The organism is Pseudomonas sp. GOM7 (genome assembly GCF_026723825.1).
GTDB lineage: Bacteria > Pseudomonadota > Gammaproteobacteria > Pseudomonadales > Pseudomonadaceae > Aquipseudomonas.
In genome coordinates, this window is the sequence record NZ_CP113519.1 from 384,095 (window position 1) to 404,365 (window position 20,271).

The window sequence follows — 20,271 nt, forward strand, 5'->3', positions numbered from 1 at the left end:
TCGGTGCCAGGCAAGCCGGGCTATGATGTCGCCACTTTTGGTTGCCTGCCATTCTTGGCGGCAATCCTTCGGGCCGTCGCACGCGACGTCAAAAATTTCTCCCGGCATTTTTTGCTTCCGAACATACGGAGATTTCCAATGAGTGAATTCATCACCAACGTCAGCGATGCCAGCTTCGACCAGGACGTCATCCAGGCTGAAGGTCCGGTTCTGGTCGACTACTGGGCTGAGTGGTGCGGCCCGTGCAAGATGATCGCGCCGGTGCTCGACGAGATCGCCAAGGACTACCAGGGCAAACTGAAGATCTGCAAGCTGAACATCGACGAGAATCAGGAAACTCCGCCCAAGTACGGCGTGCGTGGTATCCCCACCCTGATGCTGTTCAAGAACGGCAACGTCGAGGCCACCAAGGTGGGTGCCCTGTCCAAGTCGCAACTGGCGGCCTTCCTCGACAGCAACATCTGAGCCGTAGGCGGTAGGGGGGATCACGCTTCATCGATCCACCATGGCACCGCAAGTGGTGGATAAGAAAAGCGTCATCCACCCTACGCAGCCTTGAAGCCCCGAATTTCGCGGGGCTTTTTCGTTTTTCGGGCTAGACGCTGTTTTTTCACGGTGTTACATTCGGCCTCGCTGCTTCCTCTAGGCAGCCCTCTGCATGCCGTCGCCGATTCATTCCAATACGAATTCGTTCGCGATCCTGTCGCCTTCCTTGCGGCGCGGCCTCTCAAGCTAACAGCTTCTTTCCTCTCTTAAATGATTACGTCATTCCTATGAATCTGACCGAACTCAAGCAAAAACCGATTGCCGAACTGCTGGACATGGCCGAACAGATGGGCCTGGAAAACATGGCCCGTTCGCGCAAGCAGGACATCATCTTCGCCCTGCTGAAAAAGCACGCCAAAGGCGGCGAAGAGATCGGCGGCGACGGTGTGCTGGAGATTCTCCAGGACGGTTTCGGCTTCCTCCGCTCCGCCGACTCCTCCTACCTGGCCGGCCCGGACGACATCTACGTCTCGCCCAGCCAGATCCGCCGCTTCAACCTGCGTACCGGTGACACCATCGTCGGCAAGATCCGCCCGCCGAAGGAAGGCGAGCGTTACTTCGCCCTGCTCAAGGTCGACAGCATCAACTTCGACCGCCCGGAAAATGCCAAGAACAAGATCCTGTTCGAGAACCTCACGCCGCTGTTCCCGAACGAGCGCCTGACCATGGAGGCCGGAAACGGCTCCACCGAGGACATCACCGGCCGCGTGATCGACCTCTGCTCGCCGATTGGCAAGGGCCAGCGCGGCCTGATCGTCGCCCCGCCGAAAGCGGGCAAGACCATCATGCTGCAGAACATCGCTAGCAACATCACCCGCAATAACCCCGAGTGCCACCTGATCGTTCTGCTGATCGACGAGCGCCCGGAAGAAGTGACCGAAATGCAGCGCACCGTGCGCGGCGAAGTGGTCGCCTCCACCTTCGACGAGCCGCCGACCCGCCACGTACAGGTCGCGGAAATGGTGATCGAGAAAGCCAAGCGCCTGGTCGAGCACAAGAAGGATGTGGTCATCCTGCTCGACTCCATCACCCGCCTGGCGCGCGCCTACAACACCGTCATCCCCAGCTCCGGCAAGGTACTGACTGGTGGTGTCGACGCCCACGCCCTGGAGAAGCCCAAGCGCTTCTTCGGCGCCGCACGTAACATCGAGGAAGGCGGCTCGCTGACCATCATCGCTACTGCGCTGGTGGAAACCGGCTCGAAGATGGATGAAGTGATCTACGAGGAATTCAAAGGCACCGGCAACATGGAGCTGATCCTCGATCGCCGTGTTTCCGAGAAGCGTGTGTTCCCCGCCATCAACATCAACAAGTCAGGCACCCGCCGTGAAGAACTGCTGACCGGCGAGGAAGAGCTGTCGCGTATGTGGATCCTGCGCAAGCTGCTGCACCCGATGGACGAGATCGCCGCCATCGAGTTCCTCATCGACAAACTCAAGGTCACCAAGACCAACGATGAGTTCTTCCTGTCGATGAAGCGCAAGTAAGCCGCAAGCTACAGGCCACAAGCTGCAAGCGGTTTTGCGCTTGAGGCTTGTAGTCAACTTGCTACGAGGCCGGGGAAACCCGGCCTTGTCGTATCTGGAGGCTTTCAAGCCTTCTGAAAGCCCGACTTCGGCGCTAAACTTTGCGGTCACTCAAGCCTGTCCGACACGAGGCTCCTGCATGCAGTATCGCGACCTGCGCGACTTCATCCGTGAACTGGAAAAGCGCGGCGAACTCAAGCGTATCCAGACCCCGGTTTCGCCCATTCTGGAAATGACCGAAATCTGTGACCGCACCCTGCGCAAGGGCGGCCCGGCGCTGTTGTTCGACAAGCCCACGGGGTTCGACGTGCCGGTGCTCGGCAATCTGTTCGGCACGCCCAAGCGGGTGGCGCTGGGCATGGGGGCCGAGGACGTGGCCGAGCTGCGCGAGATCGGCAAGCTGCTGGCCTTCCTCAAGGAGCCGGAGCCGCCGAAAGGCCTCAAGGACGCCTGGAGCAAGCTGCCGATCTTCAAGAAGGTCATTTCCATGGCGCCCAAGGTGGTCAAGGACGCGCCCTGCCATGAAGTGATCGAGGAGGGCGACGACGTCGACCTGGGCAAGCTGCCGATCCAGCATTGCTGGCCGGGTGATGTGGCGCCGCTGATCACCTGGGGCCTGACCATCACCAAGGGGCCGAACAAGGAACGGCAGAACCTCGGCATCTATCGCCAGCAGGTGATTGGTCGCAACAAGGTGATCATGCGCTGGCTCAGCCACCGTGGCGGCGCACTGGACTTTCGCGACTGGTGCCAGAAGCACCCGGACAAGCCCTATCCGGTCTGCGTCGCGCTTGGCGCCGACCCGGCGACCATTCTCGGTGCCGTTACCCCCGTGCCCGACACCCTCTCCGAATACGCCTTCGCCGGCCTCTTGCGCGGTCATCGCACCGAGCTGATCAAGGCCCGTGGCAGCGACCTGCAGGTGCCGGCCAGTGCCGAGATCGTCCTCGAGGGCGTGATCCATCCGGGCGAGACCGCGCCGGAAGGCCCCTACGGCGACCACACCGGCTACTACAACGAAGTGGACAGCTTCCCGGTGTTCACCGTCGAGCGCATCACCCGCCGTCGCGAGCCGATCTACCACAGCACCTACACCGGCCGGCCGCCAGATGAGCCGGCGATTCTCGGCGTGGCGCTGAACGAAGTGTTCGTGCCGATCCTGCAGAAGCAGTTCCCCGAGATCACCGACTTCTACCTGCCGCCGGAAGGCTGTTCCTACCGCATGGCGGTGGTGACCATGAAGAAGCAGTACCCGGGCCACGCCAAGCGCGTAATGCTGGGTGTGTGGTCGTTCTTGCGACAGTTCATGTACACCAAGTTCGTTATCGTCACCGACGACGACATCAACGCACGGGACTGGAACGACGTGATCTGGGCGATTACCACGCGCATGGATCCCAAGCGCGACACGGTGATGATCGACAATACGCCGATCGACTACCTCGACTTCGCCTCGCCGGTCTCCGGTCTGGGCTCGAAGATGGGCCTGGACGCCACCCACAAGTGGCCGGGCGAAACCAGCCGCGAATGGGGCCGCGCCATCGAGAAGGATCCGACCGTGGTGGCGCGCGTCGACGCGCTGTGGAGCGAGCTGGGAATCGATTGATGAACGTCACCCTGCAACCCTCCGGCATCACCCTTGCCCTGCAGCCGGGCGAGCGCATCCTCGATGGTGCTCGCCGTCTGGGCTACGACTGCCCGCAGAGCTGCCGAAATGGCAACTGCCATATCTGCGCTGCCTTGCTGGTGGAGGGGCGGGTGCGGCAGAACGGTGTGGATCTGGATCATGGCGAACTGTTCACCTGCCTGGCCGAGCCGCTGGAGGACTGCGTGCTGCACTGGGATGGCGTGCTGGCGCCGGGGGAGTTGCCGGTGCGCGAGCTGAGCTGCCAGGTGGTCGAATGCCAGGCCGTGGGCGGCGACGTATTCCGCGTGCGCCTGCGTGCGCCGGCCGGCAAGGCGCCGCGCTACCATGCCGGGCAGTATCTGCTGCTGCTGCGCCCGGACGGTGAGATGGCGGCCTTTTCCCTGGCCTCAGCGCCGCATGCCGGGCGTGAGCTGGAACTGCACATCCTCGCCCGCGAGGACAGCAGCATCGCGCTGCTGGAACACCTGCGCAGCACCGGCATGGCTCGGGTGCAGATGCCCTATGGCGACACCCATCTGGCCGAGCTGCCGGATGGCCCGCTGGTGCTGATCGCCGCCGGCACTGGCATGGGCCAGATGCACAGCCTGATCGAGCACTGCCGCGCCGCCGGTTTCGCCCATCCGGTGCACCTGTACTGGGGCGCGCGCCGGCCCGAGGACTTCTATGAGCTGCCGCACTGGGCCGAGTGGCTGCAGTTGGACAATCTGCACCTGCATCAGGTGGTCAGCGACCAGTGTGGCTGGCAGGGCCGTTGTGGCCTGCTGCACGAGGCGGTGCGCGAAGACTTCCCCGACCTCAAGGCGCTGCACGTCTACGCCAGCGGCTCACCGGCCATGGTCTACGCCACGCTCGATGCGCTGGTCGAAGCCGGCATGGACGCCCACCAGATGCGTGCCGATGTGTTTGCCTACGCGCCTCGTGGCTAACGGCTGATGCTTACCTGCCGGGGCTGCGGCGCCTCGCGTTCGGCGCCGAATGCCACCGGCGGCGAGCCATCGGCATTGAGCTGAAGAATGCGTCTGGGCCGGCCTTGTTCATCGAAGAACACCTGACCCAGGCCGGCGCCGTTCCACAGGCGTTCCCCCGAGCGGCTACGGTCGGGAATCAGGGGGGCGACCCGCATACGGCGGCGTTTGGTCAGCCAGTTCAGTGGTGACCAGGGCGCGTAGAGCCAGCGGTTGAAGCGGTCGAACCAGCCCAGCAGCCTGTGTGGAAACTCGTTCTTGATGCCGCTGCTGGTGATCTGCCAGATGGTCGGGCTGGCGCGCTTGTGGCGAATGCTCACGCGGTAGACGAAGGAGTAGTGCACGTCACCGGAGAGAATCACGAAGTCACCCGGCGTGCGCGAATGGCGGAAGATGTTCAGCATCACGCTGGCCGCGCCGCGATGGGCCATCCAGTTCTCGGCATCCACCAGTAGCGGATGGCCGGCCAGGGTGAACAGTTTCTGGATGCCCTCGATCAATTTGACCCCGAACATCGGCGCCGGCGAGACGATGATGCAGCTAGGGTGGTCGAGCAGTGCCTGCTGGAATTCGCACAGTGCTTCCCAGTCCATCAGCCCCGATGGCCGTGACAGCCGGCTTTCACTGCGCCAGCGGCGGGTGCGGGTGTCCAGCACCAGCAGTGCCGGGGTGCTGGGCAGCACGTAATGCCAGTGCTCGAAGTGCAGCAACTGGTCGATCAGCGCGTCCTGCGCCCTGGCCTCGAGGTGGTTGTCCTGGCGCTCGGTCAGCAGCTTGCGGCAGGCCTGCAAGGGTTCCTCGAAGGCGTCCGGGTGGTTGCCCCAGCCCTGGCACAGCAGGTAGGCGAGCAGGGCGTTGCCGATGATGCGCTTGGAGAAGGGGTGACCGTAGGCGGTCTGCTCCCAGCGCGCCGAGAGGTTCCAGTCGTCGGTGACATCGTGATCGTCGAAGATCATCAACGTTGGCAGGTGGGCGAATACGCGGGCAGCCTGGCCGAGGCTCTGGCGGAAGGCGTCGATGCGCTGGCGTTCGTCGGCGTAGCGTTGCTGGCGTTCCTCGTTCAGCGTCGGTTGGCTTTCCTCGATCAATGTCCAGGGCACGGGTGACCAGACCAGCAGGTACATGGCGATCATCTCGGCGAAGGTCACCAGATGATTGTCGGCATTGCTGCTGGTGAAGATGGGCTTCTCCACGCCGCCGAAGAACTTGTCGCGCAGGGTCTGGTTGCTCTTCAGGGCCGGCAGCAGGTCGGCGCGCTGGTAGTAGCCCACCGGGGTGGCGTAGAGCGCCTGGCTGTCCTCGACCACGGCGCCTTCGAGCCACTCGTCGAACAGGCCGAGGCGGGCGATCAACTGGTGGATGGCGCACAGCATCGGCCCGGCGACGTCATCCACGTACACCTGGTCGCCGCTCATCAGCAGCAGGGCCGGGCGTTGTCTGGCGTCGTGCGGTTCGGCCAGCAGGCGGTCGGCGCAGAGCAGGCCGTCGTCGGCAGCATGGTGCGGCTTGCGGCAGGAGCCATGGAGCAACTGGTCGATCCGCGAGCGCAGGACGAAGTCGGCCCGTTCGCGCCCCTCATGCAGCAGATGCGGTGCCCAGTCGGTCAGGCCGCGTTGCGCGCCGTTCTCGACGATCTGCAGGTCATAGGCGATGCGCACGTCCTGCGGCAGCGCCTGTTCCAGCGTCAGGTCGATCAGATGCAATACGGCGTGTCGGCCCAATGGCAGGTACTGGCAATGGGCGTCGAGCTTCAGGATGCGGTCTGCCTCGTCTTCGGGCTGCAGGCACAGTTGTAGCGGCAGCTCCCGACTGGCCACCAGCCACAGCACCAGGCGTCCGGTCTCCAGGCGGCGCAATAGCGGGCCGGCGAGGACATCGGGCAAGAGCGTGTGCTGGTTGTCGGTCATCGAAGCGGTAAATCCTCAGGGAAAAGATTGAAATTCGACAGTAGCAGGGCGCCAGCAGTTCACCAGGCGGCCTGGCGCAGGCGTTGCAAGTCGAGTATCTCGATCTCGCCGTAGGTCAGGCGCACGATGCCTTGCGCCTCCAGCTCCTTGAGAATCTGGTTGGTGGTCTGGCGCGACAGCGACAGCATCAGCGCCAGTTGTTCCTGCGCCAGGTGCAGCAACCGGCGCGGCTCACCCTCGCCGTAGTTCTCGGCCATCAGCAACAGGCGCCTGGCCAACCTTGGCGCGGCGGGCAGCAGGCTCATGTCCTCCAGGATGAGGAAGGCCAGGCGCAGCTTGTGGCTCATCAGCAGGGCGAAGTCGCGCCAGTGCTGTGGCTGGCGTTCGAGCAGGGCGAGCAGTTCGCCCTGTGGCAACAGCAGCAGGGTGCTGGTGCTCTCGGCGAAGGCGTCGTGGGTGCGCGGCAGGCCGTCGAACAGGGAAATCTCGCCGAACCAGTAGGGTGGCTCGACCAGGGTCAGCAGCGCTTCCTTGCCGCTCTCGCTGACGGCACCGATGCGTACCGCCCCCTCGACCACGGCATACAGGCCGCCGGGTCTGTCGCCGCGGCGAAACAGCCGTTGCCCGGCGTCCAGGTGCTGCACCTGGGCCATGGCCAGCAGGTCGTCGCGCAGCGTCTGCGGCAGTGCGGCGAACCAATGCCCCTGCAGCAGGCAGGCGAGGTGGTGTTGGGGATCGGGCATCGTGGCTCCTGCGATGACGGCATTGTCGGCTAGCTGACAGAGCGGCGGTAAAGGCCAGGGCGATGATGCCAGGGCCTGTTCCACTGCTGAGGACGATAACAATGAAAACCCTCGTCGAACATCTGGCCCAGTATGCGGCCTATCACCGTGACCGCCGCAATATCGTCAGCCACTTCGTCGGCATTCCCATGATAGTGCTGGCCGTCGCTGTGCTGCTGTCGCGCCCCGGCTTCGCCCTGGCCGGCCTGTGGCTGGCGCCTGCGACCTTGGTGGCGTTGGCGGCTGCAACTTTCTACCTGCGCCTGGATCGCGGTTTCGGCCTGCTCATGAGTGTCCTGCTACTGCTGTGCCTGTGGTGTGCCGCCAAGCTGGCGGTGGCCAGCACGGCAGTCTGGCTGTTGGCGGGGCTCGGCCTGTTCGTGATCGGCTGGATCATCCAGTTCGTCGGCCATTATTACGAAGGACGCAAGCCAGCCTTCGTCGACGATGTGATGGGGCTGGTCATCGGCCCCTTGTTCGTCGTCGCCGAAGCCGCCTTCCTGCTCGGCCTGCGCAAGGAGGTCGAACACGCCGTGGTAGAGATCGCCGGCCCCACCTGCATTCGTGAGAAGAAGGCCCTGGCCTGAACCAGGGCTTCAGGGGGACATCGCCATCCACTGCGTGCTCAATGCGCGGGTATGGCGATCCACCGTGATCGGCGCGAAGGGCCGGCCGGAAACGCTGACCAGGGCGTTGCTCCTGCTGTTCATGTCGGCCAGGGCGGTGCGCAGATAGCTCCAGCGCATCTTGAGCTTGGTCACCTGCGGGGCGCCCGTTTCGTCCAGCAGTTGCAGTTGCGCATCGATGGCCGGCAGCAGCAGGCGTTCATCCTGGCCCAGGTAGGTTTCCGGGTGTTCGCGGGCGATCTCGAAGTTACCCATGTAGGCACGTGCCAGGTACTGCACGCCGAGGTATTCGACCTTGGCCGCCAGCTCGCTGCCGTCGGTCTCGGCCCCCGGCAGGGCGCGGGCCACGACAAGGAAGTCGCGCAGCGAGCGGCCCAGGTCTTCCGGGTAGCGCCAGGGCACCTGCTCCTCACCCGGGCCATAGCTCACGCCGTTGCGTAGCTGGGTAACCAAAGCCTGGTGGGCCTGCTGCAGCTCGGCGTTGCTTGGCTGCGCCTGCATCACAGTGGCCAGGGCATCGAGATCCATTTCCAGACGCTGCAGATGCACCTTCTGGAAGCCTTCGCCACGCAACAGCAGCAGGCTGCTGGTGGCGCGGCTGGCATGAACCTGTAGCTGTTGTGGTGGGCTGATGGCTTCGGCGAAGGAAAAGGGGACGAGACTGGCGATCAGGCCGAGCGACCAGAGGAAAGCATGACGCAACAGTGCTTTGCAGCGCATCCGGGGTGCTCCTTGTTATTGTTTTGAGCAGGTATGCATGGGGCAGCGTCAAGACTACTGCGCCAGGCGCTACGGAGCATGACCCTAAAGAGTGATTTCGTCGGAATTCGACGCCGCTCAATCGTTTCCCGTAGGTTGGCACAGGTGCTTGAGAACGGTGGCTGGGTTTCAGAACAGCCCGCGCAACGCCAGCTCGGCACCAAGCAGCAATAGACCGATGAAGAACCAGCGCTTGAAGTGCTCCGCGCTGATGCGCTTGCGCAGCCACTGGCCGGCCACCATACCCAGCAGAGCCGGCACCAGGGCCAGGGCAGACAGCCCGAGCACCGCCGGTTGCAGCAGGTCACCGCTATGACCGAGCGCTGCTGCCAGAGCCAGAGTCGAGACGCTGAACGACAGCCCCAGGGCCTGGATCAGGTCGTCCTTTTCCAGGCCGATGGCCTGCAAGTAAGGCACGGCGGGGATCACGAACACTCCGGTAACCGCGGTGATTGCGCCGGTGATCGCGCCGATCACCGGGCCCAGCCAGGCTTCCCTGGCCCGCTCCACACGAAACTGTACCCTGGCCAGGCCGAGCAGTGCGTAAAGCACCAGGGCGGCGCCCAGCCAACGAGTAGCGCCGGGCAGCTCGAGACGCTGCAGCAGGCCGGCGACCAGCAGCGTGCCGCAGAGGATTCCCAACAGCATCGGCCATAGTCGGCGCAGCATCGGCAACGGGCTGCGACCGTCACACAGTTGCCAGATATTGCTCACCATCGAGGGGATGATCAGCAGCGCGGCTGCTTGCAGCGGCGCCATTACCAAGCCGAGCAGACCGACGGCGATGGTTGGCAGACCGAGGCCGACCACGCCCTTGACCATGCCGGCGAGCAGGAAGGTGGCGAGAATCAACGGCAGGTATTCAGTCATCGCGTCGTTCCCTGCTGCTGGCCAGACTTGGCCTCGACTTTGAATATCACTGCGAGCATCGGGGTTCTCCTGGGCTGGCTCTGGCTGAAGTTGCCTGCCAGTATCCATAGTTCCTGCACGCCATGTTTCGTCATGAGGTGAACTATGGAATACGCACCGGGTTTCAGTTCGATCGCTGCTCTGCTTGCCGATGCCGGGCGCGCCGCCATGGTCTGGGCACTGATGGATGGCAGCGCGCGCCCGGCCGGTGAGCTGGCCTTGCTGGCGGGGCTGTCGTCATCGTCCACCAGTGCGCACCTGGCCAAGCTGGTGGAGGGCGGCCTGCTGGTGCAGCAGCGGCACGGGCGCAATCGTTACTACCGCCTGGCCGGGCCGGAAGTCGGGCAACTGGTCGAGGCGCTGGCCAGTGCCGCGCTCGCTGCGCAGCCACGGCAACCCCGTGCTGTACCGACCTCACGCGGCACGCCGCTGGCCATGCGTGAAGCACGTACCTGCTACGACCACCTTGCTGGTGAGCTGGCGGTGGGTGTGTTCGCACGCATGCGCGCGGCTGACTGGCTGAGCGAGGAGGGCGGTGCGCTGCAGTTGAGCGCAATTGGCGAGCAGGGGCTGCAGGCATTGGGCATCGACCTGCAACAGGTCAATCGTCAGCGCCGCCAGCGACTGTGCGCCTGCCCGGACTGGAGCGAGCGCAAACCGCATCTGGGCGGTGCGCTGGGCGCGGCGTTGCTGAATCTGTGCGAAGGCGAGGGCTGGCTGCGGCGCAGCCAGGGTTCGCGTGCGCTGCAGGTTTCACCGCAGGGACGCAGGGCGATCATGGCGATCGCCCTGGAGTAGAGATCAAGCCGATGTGCTGACCGGCTTGCCGCCCTTGGGCTTGAAGTACAGGGTGGTGCCACGGGCGAGGTTATCCAGGCTGGCGTGATCCTTGGCCACCTCGGCCTCGATCAGCTCGTCCTGGCCTTCGACCTTGAGGGTGATGCGGGTGATGGCGCCGAGCAGGCGGATGTCGCGCACCTCGCCGCTCTGGTGACCGGCTGCCGGTTGCAGCGACAGGTCGACCTCGTGCGGGCGGAACAGCACGTGGTGATCATTGCCGACGTACAGACGGTTGGCGTCGCCGAGGAAGTGATAGACGAAGTCGCTGGCCGGATATTCATAGACCTCTGCCGGCGAGCCGATCTGTTCGATCACACCCTTGTTCATCACCACGATGCGGTCGGCCACTTCCATGGCTTCTTCCTGATCGTGGGTGACGAATACGCTGGTCAGGTGCACCTCTTCATGCAAGCGCGCCAGCCAGCGGCGCAGTTCCTTGCGCACCTTGGCATCCAGCGCCCCGAAAGGCTCGTCGAGCAGCAGCACCTTGGGCTCCACCGCCAGGGCGCGGGCCAGGGCGATACGCTGGCGCTGGCCGCCGGAGAGCTGCTCCGGGTAACGGTCGCCGAGCCAGTCGAGCTGCACCAGGTTGAGCAGCTCGTGCACTTTTTCGGCGATCTGCGTTTCGCTCGGGCGCTCGCGCTTGGGCTTCATGCGCAGGCCGAAGGCGACGTTGTCGAACACCGTCATATGGCGGAACAGGGCGTAGTGCTGGAAGACGAAGCCGACGTTGCGATCACGCACGTCGTGCTCGGACACGTCCTCGCCGTGGAAGCCGATGCTGCCGCTGTCCGGGGTTTCCAGGCCGGCGATGATGCGCAGCAGGGTGGTCTTGCCGCAGCCGGACGGGCCGAGCAGGGCGACCAGCTCGCCGCTCTGGATGCTCAGGTTGATGTCTTGCAGCGCCTTGAACTGGCCGAACTGCTTGTTGACGCCTTTGACTTCGATACTCATGGCTTATTCCTGGTGGTTCCGTGGGCCGTGCCTCACGGCTGTCAGTCTTCTCGGTTGGCTTGTAGTTGGCGGCTTAGACGCGCTTCGCTCCATTGGCGAAGCAGCAGCACCACCAGGGCCATGACGAGCAACAGGATCGCCACGCTGAAGGCAGCGACGATGTTGTACTCGTTGTAGAGAATTTCGATGTGCAGCGGCAGGGTGTTGGTGTATCCACGGATATGTCCGGAAACCACCGAAACTGCGCCGAATTCGCCCATCGCACGGGCGGTGCACAGCACCACACCGTAGATCAGCGCCCATTTTACGTTAGGCAGCGTGACATGCCAGAACATCTGCCAACCGTTGGCACCAAGCAGGCGCGCGGCCTCTTCCTCGGTGGTGCCCTGCTCCTCCATCAGCGGGATCAGTTCACGGGCGACGAAGGGGAAGGTGACGAAGATCGTGGCCAGCACGATGCCGGGCACGGCGTAGACGATCTGCAGGTTCTGCGAGTCGAGATACGGCGCGAGAAAACTCTGCGAGCCGAACAGCAGTACGTAGATCAGGCCGGCGACCACCGGCGACACCGAGAAGGGCATGTCGATCAGGGTGATCAGGATGCTCTTGCCGCGGAACTCGAACTTGGTCACCGCCCAGGCCGCTGCAACGCCGAACACCAGGTTCAGTGGCACCGAGATGGCAGTGGCCAGCAGGGTCAGCTTGAAGGCGGAAATGGCATCCGGTTCGCGAATCGCCGCCCAGAAGAACTCCAGGCCACGACTGAGGCCTTGAGTCACCACCATGTACAGCGGCAACACGAGAATCGCGGCGAACACCGCCCAGGCTATGACGATCAGGATGATGGCGCCGACGGAGCGGCTGGCCGGGCGCGCAGCCGCGCGCTGACCAAGGGTTGCAAGGCTCATGACGGGCTCCTCAGGTGTTGGGCTGGATGCGCCGCTGCAGCAGGTTGATCAACAGCAGCAGGAGGAAGGACACCACCAGCATGATCACGCCGATGGCCGTGGCGCCGGGGTAGTCGTACTGATCCAGCTTGGAGACGATCAGCAGCGGCAGAATCTCGGTCTTCAGCGGGATGTTGCCGGCGATGAACACCACCGAGCCGTACTCGCCGACGCCACGGGCGAAGGCCAGGGCGAAGCCGGTGATCCAAGCGGGCAGCAGGCTCGGCAGCAGCACGTGGCGGAACACCTGCAACGGCTTGGCGCCCAGGCAGGCGGCGGCTTCCTCGACTTCCTTGGGGATGTCGGCCAGCACCGGCTGCAAGGTGCGCACCACGAACGGCAGGGTGACGAACACCAGCGCCAGGGTGATGCCCAGCGGGGTGTAGGCAATCTTGAAGGGGAACAGCGAGCCGATCAGGCCGCTGGGAGCGTACAGCGCGGTCAGGGCGATGCCGGCCACGGCGGTGGGCAGGGCGAACGGCATGTCGACCATCGCGTCGATGATGCGACGGCCGGGGAAGCTGTAGCGCACCAGCACCCAGGCGATGACAGTGCCGAGAATGCCATTGAGCAGGGCGGCGGCCAGCGCGGTGCCGAACGAGAGTTTCAGCGAGAACTGCAGTTGGCGATTGTTCAGCAATGCCCACCACTGTTCGCCGGTCAGTTGCAGGGAGAAGAGGAACATCGCCCCCAGCGGAATCAGCACGATCAACGCCAGGTAGGTGATGGTGTAGCCCAGGGTCAGCCCGAAGCCGGGTATGACCGGGGAAGTTCGACGAGACATGGAGACTTCTTCCGTTGGTAACGATCAGATGCGAAACCCGGACTTTCCCGGGTTTCGCTGCGCTCTACCCAGGCTACTGGTTGATTTTGGTGAAGATCTGGTCGAACACGCCGCCGTCGTCGAAGTACTTGGGCTGGGCCTGTTTCCAGCCGCCGAAGTCCTTGTCGATGGTCACCAGCTTGAGATCCTGGAACTGGCCCTTGAACTCGGCGGCGATCTTCTCGTTGCGTGGGCGGTAGAAGTGCTTCGCGGCGATGCGCTGGCCTTCCTCACTGTACAGGTGCTCGAGGTAAGCCTCGGCCACGGCGCGGGTGCCCTTGCGCTCTACGTTGGCATCGACCACCGCCACCGGCGGTTCGGCGAGGATCGACAGCGACGGGGTGACGATCTCCAACTGGTCGCCGCCTTCTTCGGCCAGCGACAGGTAGGCCTCGTTTTCCCAGGCCAGCAGCACATCACCCAGGCCACGCTGGACGAAGCTGATGGTCGAGCCACGGGCGCCGGTATCCAGCACCGGGGCATGACGGTACAGCTCGGTGACGAACTCCAGGGCCTTGCCTTCGCTGCCGAATTTCTCGCGGGCATAGGCCCAGGCGGCGAGGAAGTTCCAGCGCGCGCCGCCGGAGGTTTTCGGATTCGGGGTGATGACTTCCACGCCGTCTTTCACCAGATCATCCCAGTCCTTGATGCCCTTCGGATTGCCCTTGCGCACCAGGAACACGATGGTTGAGGTATAGGGCGTGCTGTTGTCCGGCAGGCGCGCCTGCCAGTTCGGGTCGATCAATTGCTGGTTGAGGTTCAGCGCGTCGATGTCGCCGGACAGCGCCAGGGTCACCACGTCGGCGCGCAGGCCATCGATCACTGCGCGGGCCTGCTTGCCCGAGCCACCGTGGGATTGCTGGATGGTCAGCGGCGGGTGGCCCTTGGCTTGCCAGAACTTGTTGAAGGCGGCGTTGTACTCGACGTACAGCTCGCGGGTCGGGTCGTAGGACACGTTGAGCAGGGTTTCGGCGGCGACCGGGCCGGCGATCAGGGTGCTGGCCAGCGCGGCCAGGGCAAAGCGACGAATGGACATGGTGCAGCTCCTAAGGGGCGGAATTCTTGTGTTGGCGTGCGTTTAGCCCTCTGGTGGTCCAGTCGGGCTGCATCATGAGGTCGAGGTTCTGTTAGCTGTTCTTGGTGTTCGGTTGTTGCAGGCGAATCTTTTCCTTGCGCTCGATCTGCACCACCTGGCCGTTGTGCACGGTGATTTCCACCGAACCGAATTTCAGGCCATGCAGGGCGCTCTGGATCTCACGCAGGATGCTGGTTTCATCCTGGCCTTCGAGGTTTCTCAGCGTCGCGGTCATTTTCAGACTCCTTGTGAATGGCGCCGCGCGGGTCAGCAAGCCGCCGGCACTGGCGTGGAGCGGATAGTAGAAAGGCTCGAATATTCTTAAAAATAATGTTTAAGAACATTAATATTCCTTTTTGAGCTAATAAGGTTTCGGCATTAATGGAATAAATAAATAATTTCTTATTCTTTTTGAATCGATTCCGTGCTGCCTAGAATGATGCCATTCGATTCAAGGAGGCGCCGAATCATGCGCAGCGAAGCAATCCGTTATCTGATCCTGCCAGGCTGGCAGGGCTCCCCTGAGGAACACTGGCAAAGCCACTGGCAGCGCAGCCTGCCGGGTAGCGTGCGAGTCGAGCAGCGGGACTGGTTCAATCCGCAACGGGGCGACTGGGTCGCAGCGCTTAACCAGGCGATTGCCGCCGATCCGCGTCCGGCCACCCTTGTTGCTCACAGCCTGGGCTGCGTGACGGTGGCCCATTGGGCGCAGCAGGCACCGCGTGAACTGTTGCGCCGGGTACGCGGTGCGCTGTTGGTGGCGCCGGCCGATGTCGAGCGGCCAGGGTGCCCCGAGCCGCTGCAGAACTTCGCGCCTATCCCGCGCGCGCTGCTGCCCTTTCCCAGCCTGCTGATCGGCTCCGACAACGACGCTGCCGCCAGTGCCACACGGGCCATCGAGCTGGCCCGCGACTGGGGCAGCGAGGCAGTGATTCTGGGTGGCGCCGGGCATATCAATGTGAAGTCCGGGCACCACCATTGGGAGCAGGGCTTCGCCTATCTGTACCGCCTGCAGCACCGCATCGAGCAACAGCAGCGTCTGCAGGCGTGATCGTTCGAGGCGGGGAGGGCCAGGCAGCCACCCGCTTCCTTTTTCTTCCTGTATGCGCCACCCCATGAGGGGTGAGCATGGAGCGCTCCGCCATGACGTTCGCAGCGAACCCCCCTCTGACCTTCGCCGAATCCGACCGGAGCCCGCTGAGCATCCGCGCCAAGGCGCTGGTGTTCGTCGATGCCCGCTCGCAGCAGTTGCGCGAAAGGGCCGAGGCCCTGGCCAGCACTGGAATGCCTCTGTCGATTCTCGGTGAGACGGGCACCGGCAAGGAGCTGCTGGCGCGCTATGTTCATCGTCGGAGCGAGCGCGCTGGTCTGTTCGTAGCGGTGAACTGCGCGGCCATCAGTCCGCAATGGGGAGAGGCCGAGCTGTTCGGCCATGTCGGGGGTGCCCATGTCGGTGCCGCCAGCAGTCGCGCCGGCTGGTTCGGTTCGGCCAATGGCGGCACCCTCTACCTGGACGAGATCGCCGACCTGCCGCGCCCGTTGCAGAGCAAGCTGCTGGCGGCGCTGGAAACCCGCGAGGTCTACCGTGTCGGCGCCAGCCAGGCCTTGCCGGTGGACGTGCGCTTAGTGGCGGCGAGCAGCGTCGATCTGGCCCGTGCGGTGGCCGCCGGTACCTTCGACGAGCGCCTGCATGCTTACCTGTGCGATGGCCAGTTGTTGTTCCCGGCGTTGCGCCAGCGAATCGGCGATATCCTGCCGCTGGCCGAATATTTCCTCGGTATCCATGCCCAGCGCCTGGGGCTGGCCATCGCCGGTATCAGCCCGGCGGCGCAGGCCGCGCTGCAGGCTCACTCCTGGCCGGGCAACACCCGTGAACTGGAGAATGTCATTCACTTCGCCCTGCTGCTGGCCGGCGAAGAGGAAATCGGGCCGGAGCATCTGCAGTTGCCTGGGGGCTGAGGTGGCCGGCAGGCAAGCTGCCTGCCGGCCTGCGCTTCAGCTCTTGTGGTAGCTCGGGGCGAGCTTGTAGACCTCGGTGTCGAGGCCCTCGAAGCGTGCCTTGAGTTGCAGTGCCAGGTACAGCGAGTAGTGCCGCGACTGGTGCAGGTTGCCACCGTGGAACCACAGGTTGGCCTGTTGCGTGGGTTTCCACATGTTGCGCAGTTCCCCCTCGTATGGGCCGGGATCCTTGAGGGTGCCGGAGCCCAACCCCCAGCAGCGGCCCACCTTGTCTGCCACTTGCTGGGAGATCAGTTGCGCCGCCCAGCCGTTCATCGAGCCGTAGCCGGTGGCGTAGACGATCAGGTCGGCGGGCAGGCGGCTACCGTCGTTGAGCAGCACGGCATCCTCCTCGATGCGTTCCACACCGAGGCCCTTGCCACTCTTCAGGGCGATGCTGCCGTTGGCGATCAGCTCGCAGGCACCGACGTCGATGTAGTAACCCGAACCCCGGCGTAGATACTTGAGGAACAAGCCAGAGTCATCGTCGCCGAAGTCGAGCATGAAGCCAGCGGCGCTGAGGCGCTCGTAGAAGTCCTTGTCGCGCTCGCGCACCTGCTCGAAGACCTGGCGGTGGAGGGCGGGCAGCACCTGATAGGGCAGCGAGGCGAACAGCAGGTCGGCCTTGTCGGTGCTGATGCCCTGTTCCAGGGCCTCTTCCGAGTACAGTGGGCCGAAGACCAGATCCATCAGCGTTTCAGAACGCACGATATGGGTGCTGGAGCGTTGCACCATCGTCACTTGCGCACCGTTCTCCACCAGGTCGGCGCAGATGTCGTGGGCCGAGTTGTTCGAGCCGATCACCACGGCGCGCTTGCCGCGCCAGGCATCGCCGCCGGGATGACGGCTGGAGTGGTGCTGCTGGCCACGGAAGTTTTCTGCCCCGGGGTACTGCGGCACATTGGGTACGCCGGACATACCGGTGGCGAGAATCAATTGGGTGGGCTGCAGCGTCAGTGGCTTGCCGTCGCGCATCACCTGCACGTTCCAGCGTGCGTTGGCCTCGTCGTAACTGGCCTTCACGCACTCGGTGCGACTCCAGTAGTTCAGCTCCATCACCTGGCAGTACATCTCCAGCCAGTCGCCCATCTTGTCCTTGGGGGTGAACACGGGCCAGTGATCGGGAAATGGCAGGTAGGGCAGGTGGTCGTACCACACCGGATCATGCAAACACAGTGACTTGTAGCGGCCGCGCCACTGATCGCCTGGGCGCTCGGCCTTGTCCACGATCAACGTCGGCACACCCAGCCGCTTGAGGCGCGCACCCAGCGCCAGGCCGCCCTGGCCACCGCCGACGATCAGGCAGTAGGGCTGCTGGCTGACGCCGAGCGTGGCTTGTTCGTCGCGGCGCTTTTCCAGCCAGTTGCGTTTGTCGGCATGCCCGTGGCCGTGCTCGGCGCCCAGTGGCCGGCGACGTCCGGCGGGCTCCTCGAAGCCCTTGAGCTCGCGCATGGCGGTGAGCAGGGTCCAGCAGCGGCCATCTTTCAGGCGTACATAGCCTTTGCCGCGTGCCGCTGCGGTTTCCAGGCTGATCCAGCCTTCCAGCACGCCATCCTTGAGGCTGGCTTCGCCTTCCACTTGCCAATTCTGCGGGGCAACCTGCGGCAGGCGGGCATCGAGCATGGCGCGGATCTCGGGCTTGCCGCTGAGGGTGACCAGGTTCCAGGAGAACAGCACCAGGTCGCGCCAGTGGCAGTCGTCGGCGAACAGTTCCAGTGCGCCGTCGCTATCACGATCGGCCAGGCACTGGCCGAGGCGCTCGACCCAGGCCGAGAGTTGTGCGGTGGGGTGGTTTGCAGCAATCGAATCGTCATGAGTTTTCATGGTTACTCGCTTTCTTGTTGTTGTTGAGGGACTCGCCTGTGGGCTGGAGCAAGTCCGGGGCCATGTCGCTCTGAGGCGCGTGGCAGAGCGGTTGGCGCGCGTTGGTCGGGGGCTGCTTCTGTTCCCGCGCTGGTACACCGGGGTGACACAACGTGGCATGCGTGTGACAGCGGGGCGCCACGCCTCTGGCTGGCGTATGCTGGTAGCGACGCGATGCCTTGAAGGAGTCCAACAACAATGTCTTCGATCCGTCAGCACGCACATCAGGTGATGCGTTTCGGCGAAGGGCTTGGCGGCGCCAGTGGCCCGGCCCAGGATCCGGCCATCGCCCGTTCCTGGCGCCGTTGTCTGCACCAGCATCAGCTCGACCCATCGCGCCCCGAGGCGCCCTGCGTGGTCGAAGAGAGGCGCCTGGCCGAGCGGCGCGAACCTCTGGACAACCTGATTGGCATTGCCCGTGGGCAGATGAGCAGCCTGCACCAGCAGCTCGGTGGCCGTGGCCGCACGATCCTGCTGACCGACACCGAGGGGGTGGTGATCGACAGCCTCTGCCATCCGGACGAACGCCGCGAGTTTCAGCGCGCCGGGCTCTGGTTGGGGTCGGTCTGGAGTGAAGCGGTGGAGGGCACCAATGGCGTCGGCACCTGCCTGGTGGAACGCCAGCCGCTGACCATCCGGCGCGACGAACATTTCCGTGGCCGGCACACCGGGCTGAGCTGCTCGGCGATTCCGCTGTTCGACCCACAAGGCGGTCTGCAGGCGGTGCTCAATGTCTCCAGCACCCGCGAGGAGTTGTCCGGGCAGAGCCAGTTCCACGCCACCGCCCTGACCACCCTGTCGGCCAAACTGATCGAGAGCTGCTGCTTCCTGCAGCATTGTGAGGATCGCTACCTGCTGCGTTTTCATGCCCAGGCCCAGTTCATCGGCCTGCTCAGCGAGGGGCTGTTGGCTTTCGGTGGCGATGGCCGGGTCGAGGCGGTCAACGAGGCGGCGCTGGCGTTGCTCGAGGAAAGCCGCGAGCGTTTGCTCGGGCGCCCGCTGGAGAGCTTGTTCGCGGTACGCCTCGACGAGCTGCTGCAGCGTGCCCGCCCCGAACCGGACACCTGTTGGCCGCTGCGCCTGACCAGCGGCCGGCTGCTGCACGCACGTTTGCGTGGCCAGCGTCTGCGCAGCTTGCCGGCAATTCCCGCGCCGTTGCCTGGCCGACAGCGAGAGGCTGCGCCCTGTTTCGCCGACGCGCAGGTGCAGAAGGACTTGGCGCGGGCGCTCAAGGTGCTGGAGCGTGATGTCCCCGTGCTGCTGTGCGGCGAAACCGGTACAGGCAAGGAGGTGTTTGCCTGCGCCTTGCACCGTGCCAGTTCGCGTGCTGGCAAGCCGTTCGTGGCGCTCAATTGTGCGGCGATTCCAGAGGGCCTGATCGAGAGCGAACTGTTTGGTTACCGGGCCGGCAGCTTCACGGGCGCACGCAAGGAGGGCATGAGCGGCAAGCTGCAGCAGGCCAATGGTGGTGTGCTGTTTCTCGACGAGATCGGTGATATGCCGCTGCACCTGCAGACTCGCCTGCTGCGCGTGCTGGAAGAGCGGCGGGTGATGCCGCTGGGGGCGACCGAGGCACAGCCGCTGGACATCCGCGTGATCAGCGCCAGCCACCGTGATCTGCAGGCGTTGGTGGCCGAGGGGCGCTTCCGCGAGGATCTGTATTACCGCCTCAATGGTCTGTGCATCGCCCTGCCGGCCCTGCGCGAACGTAGCGACCGCGCGATATTGATCGAGCAAATGCTGGAGGAGGAGGCGCAGGGCCAGAGGCTGCAGTTGGAGCCGGGCGTGCGCGAGGCCCTGTTGGCCTTTGCTTGGCCGGGCAATGTGCGACAGTTGCGCAACGTGCTGCGCGCCCTGGTGGCGCTCAACGAGGATGGCTGGGTGTCGCTGGCAGAGTTGCAGCGGGTATTACCGGCGGCCGTAGCGGCGACGCGCCCGGCACAGCAGGCCGATCCGCTCGCGGCCGCCGAACGCGATGCCCTGCTGTCAGCCGTGCGCCGGTGCAACTGGCAACTGACGGCCGTGGCTGCAGAACTGGGCATCAGCCGCAATACCCTGTACCGCAAGCTACGCCGTTACGGTATTCGGCGCCAGGTGGACTGA

19 protein-coding genes are annotated in these 20,271 nt (G+C 64.3%); 9 read left to right on the top strand and 10 right to left on the bottom strand.

Annotation, left to right across the window (positions count from 1 at the left end):
• The first annotated feature begins 138 nt into the window (after nt 1-138).
• The 4 genes from trxA (at nt 139) to OU800_RS01735 (ending at nt 4,646) form a co-directional block, all read left to right on the top strand.
• Nucleotides 139-465, top strand: a complete 327-nt coding sequence (trxA, locus tag OU800_RS01720) for a thioredoxin TrxA (protein ID WP_004373332.1) — start codon at nt 139-141, stop codon at nt 463-465.
• 308 nt (nt 466-773) lie between these two features.
• The gene (rho, locus tag OU800_RS01725) at nt 774-2,033 is read left to right on the top strand and encodes a transcription termination factor Rho (protein ID WP_268180685.1); all 1,260 of its coding nucleotides are present in this window, start codon (nt 774-776) and stop codon (nt 2,031-2,033) included.
• A gap of 178 nt (nt 2,034-2,211) precedes the next feature.
• Nucleotides 2,212-3,678 carry a 4-hydroxy-3-polyprenylbenzoate decarboxylase gene (ubiD, locus tag OU800_RS01730; protein ID WP_268180687.1) on the top strand — a complete coding sequence of 489 codons (1,467 nt, stop codon included), beginning with the start codon at nt 2,212-2,214 and terminating at the stop codon, nt 3,676-3,678.
• The gene (locus OU800_RS01735) at nt 3,678-4,646 is read left to right on the top strand and encodes a CDP-6-deoxy-delta-3,4-glucoseen reductase (RefSeq protein ID WP_268180689.1); all 969 of its coding nucleotides are present in this window, start codon (nt 3,678-3,680) and stop codon (nt 4,644-4,646) included. The genes ubiD and OU800_RS01735 overlap by 1 nt, the downstream gene beginning before the upstream one ends.
• On the opposite strand, the gene OU800_RS01740 is transcribed toward OU800_RS01735, so the two are convergent.
• Both OU800_RS01740 and OU800_RS01745 read right to left on the bottom strand, forming a co-directional pair.
• A complete protein-coding gene (locus OU800_RS01740) occupies nt 4,643-6,592 on the bottom strand; it encodes an alkaline phosphatase family protein (RefSeq protein WP_268180691.1) in 1,950 nt (649 codons plus the stop codon). The genes OU800_RS01735 and OU800_RS01740 overlap by 4 nt on opposite strands.
• Before the next feature lie 59 nt (nt 6,593-6,651).
• Nucleotides 6,652-7,335, bottom strand: coding sequence for a Crp/Fnr family transcriptional regulator (locus tag OU800_RS01745; RefSeq protein WP_268180693.1), 684 nt, complete (start codon nt 7,333-7,335; stop codon nt 6,652-6,654).
• A 101-nt stretch (nt 7,336-7,436) separates the two neighbouring features.
• On the opposite strand from OU800_RS01745, the gene OU800_RS01750 reads away from it, so the two are divergent.
• On the top strand, nt 7,437-7,961 hold the full coding sequence (locus tag OU800_RS01750) for an Mpo1 family 2-hydroxy fatty acid dioxygenase (protein ID WP_268180695.1): 525 nt from the start codon (nt 7,437-7,439) through the stop codon (nt 7,959-7,961).
• Nucleotides 7,962-7,970: 9 nt separating this feature from the next.
• On the opposite strand, the gene OU800_RS01755 is transcribed toward OU800_RS01750, so the two are convergent.
• Together OU800_RS01755 and OU800_RS01760 are read right to left on the bottom strand one after the other, a co-directional pair.
• The gene (locus OU800_RS01755; RefSeq protein ID WP_268180697.1) at nt 7,971-8,720 is read right to left on the bottom strand and encodes a hypothetical protein; all 750 of its coding nucleotides are present in this window, start codon (nt 8,718-8,720) and stop codon (nt 7,971-7,973) included.
• Nucleotides 8,721-8,888: 168 nt separating this feature from the next.
• Nucleotides 8,889-9,629, bottom strand: a complete 741-nt coding sequence (locus OU800_RS01760) for a sulfite exporter TauE/SafE family protein (protein WP_268180699.1) — start codon at nt 9,627-9,629, stop codon at nt 8,889-8,891.
• A gap of 144 nt (nt 9,630-9,773) precedes the next feature.
• Between OU800_RS01760 and OU800_RS01765 the strand changes: the two genes are divergently transcribed.
• Nucleotides 9,774-10,466: an ArsR/SmtB family transcription factor gene (locus OU800_RS01765; RefSeq protein WP_268180701.1), complete on the top strand. Its 693-nt coding sequence runs from the start codon at nt 9,774-9,776 to the stop codon at nt 10,464-10,466.
• A 3-nt stretch (nt 10,467-10,469) separates the two neighbouring features.
• Here OU800_RS01765 and OU800_RS01770 read toward each other — a convergent pair whose 3' ends face one another.
• The 5 genes from OU800_RS01770 to oscA all read right to left on the bottom strand — a co-directional run bounded on the left by OU800_RS01770 (nt 10,470) and on the right by oscA (nt 14,542).
• The gene (locus OU800_RS01770; RefSeq protein WP_268180703.1) at nt 10,470-11,462 is read right to left on the bottom strand and encodes a sulfate/molybdate ABC transporter ATP-binding protein; all 993 of its coding nucleotides are present in this window, start codon (nt 11,460-11,462) and stop codon (nt 10,470-10,472) included.
• Nucleotides 11,463-11,503: 41 nt separating this feature from the next.
• Nucleotides 11,504-12,370, bottom strand: coding sequence for a sulfate ABC transporter permease subunit CysW (gene cysW / locus OU800_RS01775; protein ID WP_268180705.1), 867 nt, complete (start codon nt 12,368-12,370; stop codon nt 11,504-11,506).
• Nucleotides 12,371-12,380: 10 nt separating this feature from the next.
• Nucleotides 12,381-13,193, bottom strand: coding sequence for a sulfate ABC transporter permease subunit CysT (cysT, locus tag OU800_RS01780; protein ID WP_268180707.1), 813 nt, complete (start codon nt 13,191-13,193; stop codon nt 12,381-12,383).
• Between the two features lie 73 nt (nt 13,194-13,266).
• Nucleotides 13,267-14,268 carry a sulfate ABC transporter substrate-binding protein gene (locus OU800_RS01785; protein WP_268180709.1) on the bottom strand — a complete coding sequence of 334 codons (1,002 nt, stop codon included), beginning with the start codon at nt 14,266-14,268 and terminating at the stop codon, nt 13,267-13,269.
• A gap of 91 nt (nt 14,269-14,359) precedes the next feature.
• On the bottom strand, nt 14,360-14,542 hold the full coding sequence (oscA, locus tag OU800_RS01790) for a sulfur starvation response protein OscA (protein WP_268180710.1): 183 nt from the start codon (nt 14,540-14,542) through the stop codon (nt 14,360-14,362).
• 234 nt (nt 14,543-14,776) lie between these two features.
• Between oscA and OU800_RS01795 the strand changes: the two genes are divergently transcribed.
• Nucleotides 14,777-15,358, top strand: coding sequence for an RBBP9/YdeN family alpha/beta hydrolase (locus OU800_RS01795; RefSeq protein ID WP_268180711.1), 582 nt, complete (start codon nt 14,777-14,779; stop codon nt 15,356-15,358).
• 92 nt (nt 15,359-15,450) lie between these two features.
• Nucleotides 15,451-16,266: a sigma 54-interacting transcriptional regulator gene (locus tag OU800_RS01800; RefSeq protein WP_268180712.1), complete on the top strand. Its 816-nt coding sequence runs from the start codon at nt 15,451-15,453 to the stop codon at nt 16,264-16,266.
• Between the two features lie 36 nt (nt 16,267-16,302).
• Here the strand turns inward: OU800_RS01800 and OU800_RS01805 are convergent, their stop codons facing one another.
• The gene (locus OU800_RS01805) at nt 16,303-18,129 is read right to left on the bottom strand and encodes an NAD(P)/FAD-dependent oxidoreductase (protein WP_268180713.1); all 1,827 of its coding nucleotides are present in this window, start codon (nt 18,127-18,129) and stop codon (nt 16,303-16,305) included.
• Nucleotides 18,130-18,366: 237 nt separating this feature from the next.
• On the opposite strand from OU800_RS01805, the gene OU800_RS01810 reads away from it, so the two are divergent.
• Nucleotides 18,367-20,271, top strand: a complete 1,905-nt coding sequence (locus OU800_RS01810; RefSeq protein ID WP_268180714.1) for a sigma-54-dependent Fis family transcriptional regulator — start codon at nt 18,367-18,369, stop codon at nt 20,269-20,271.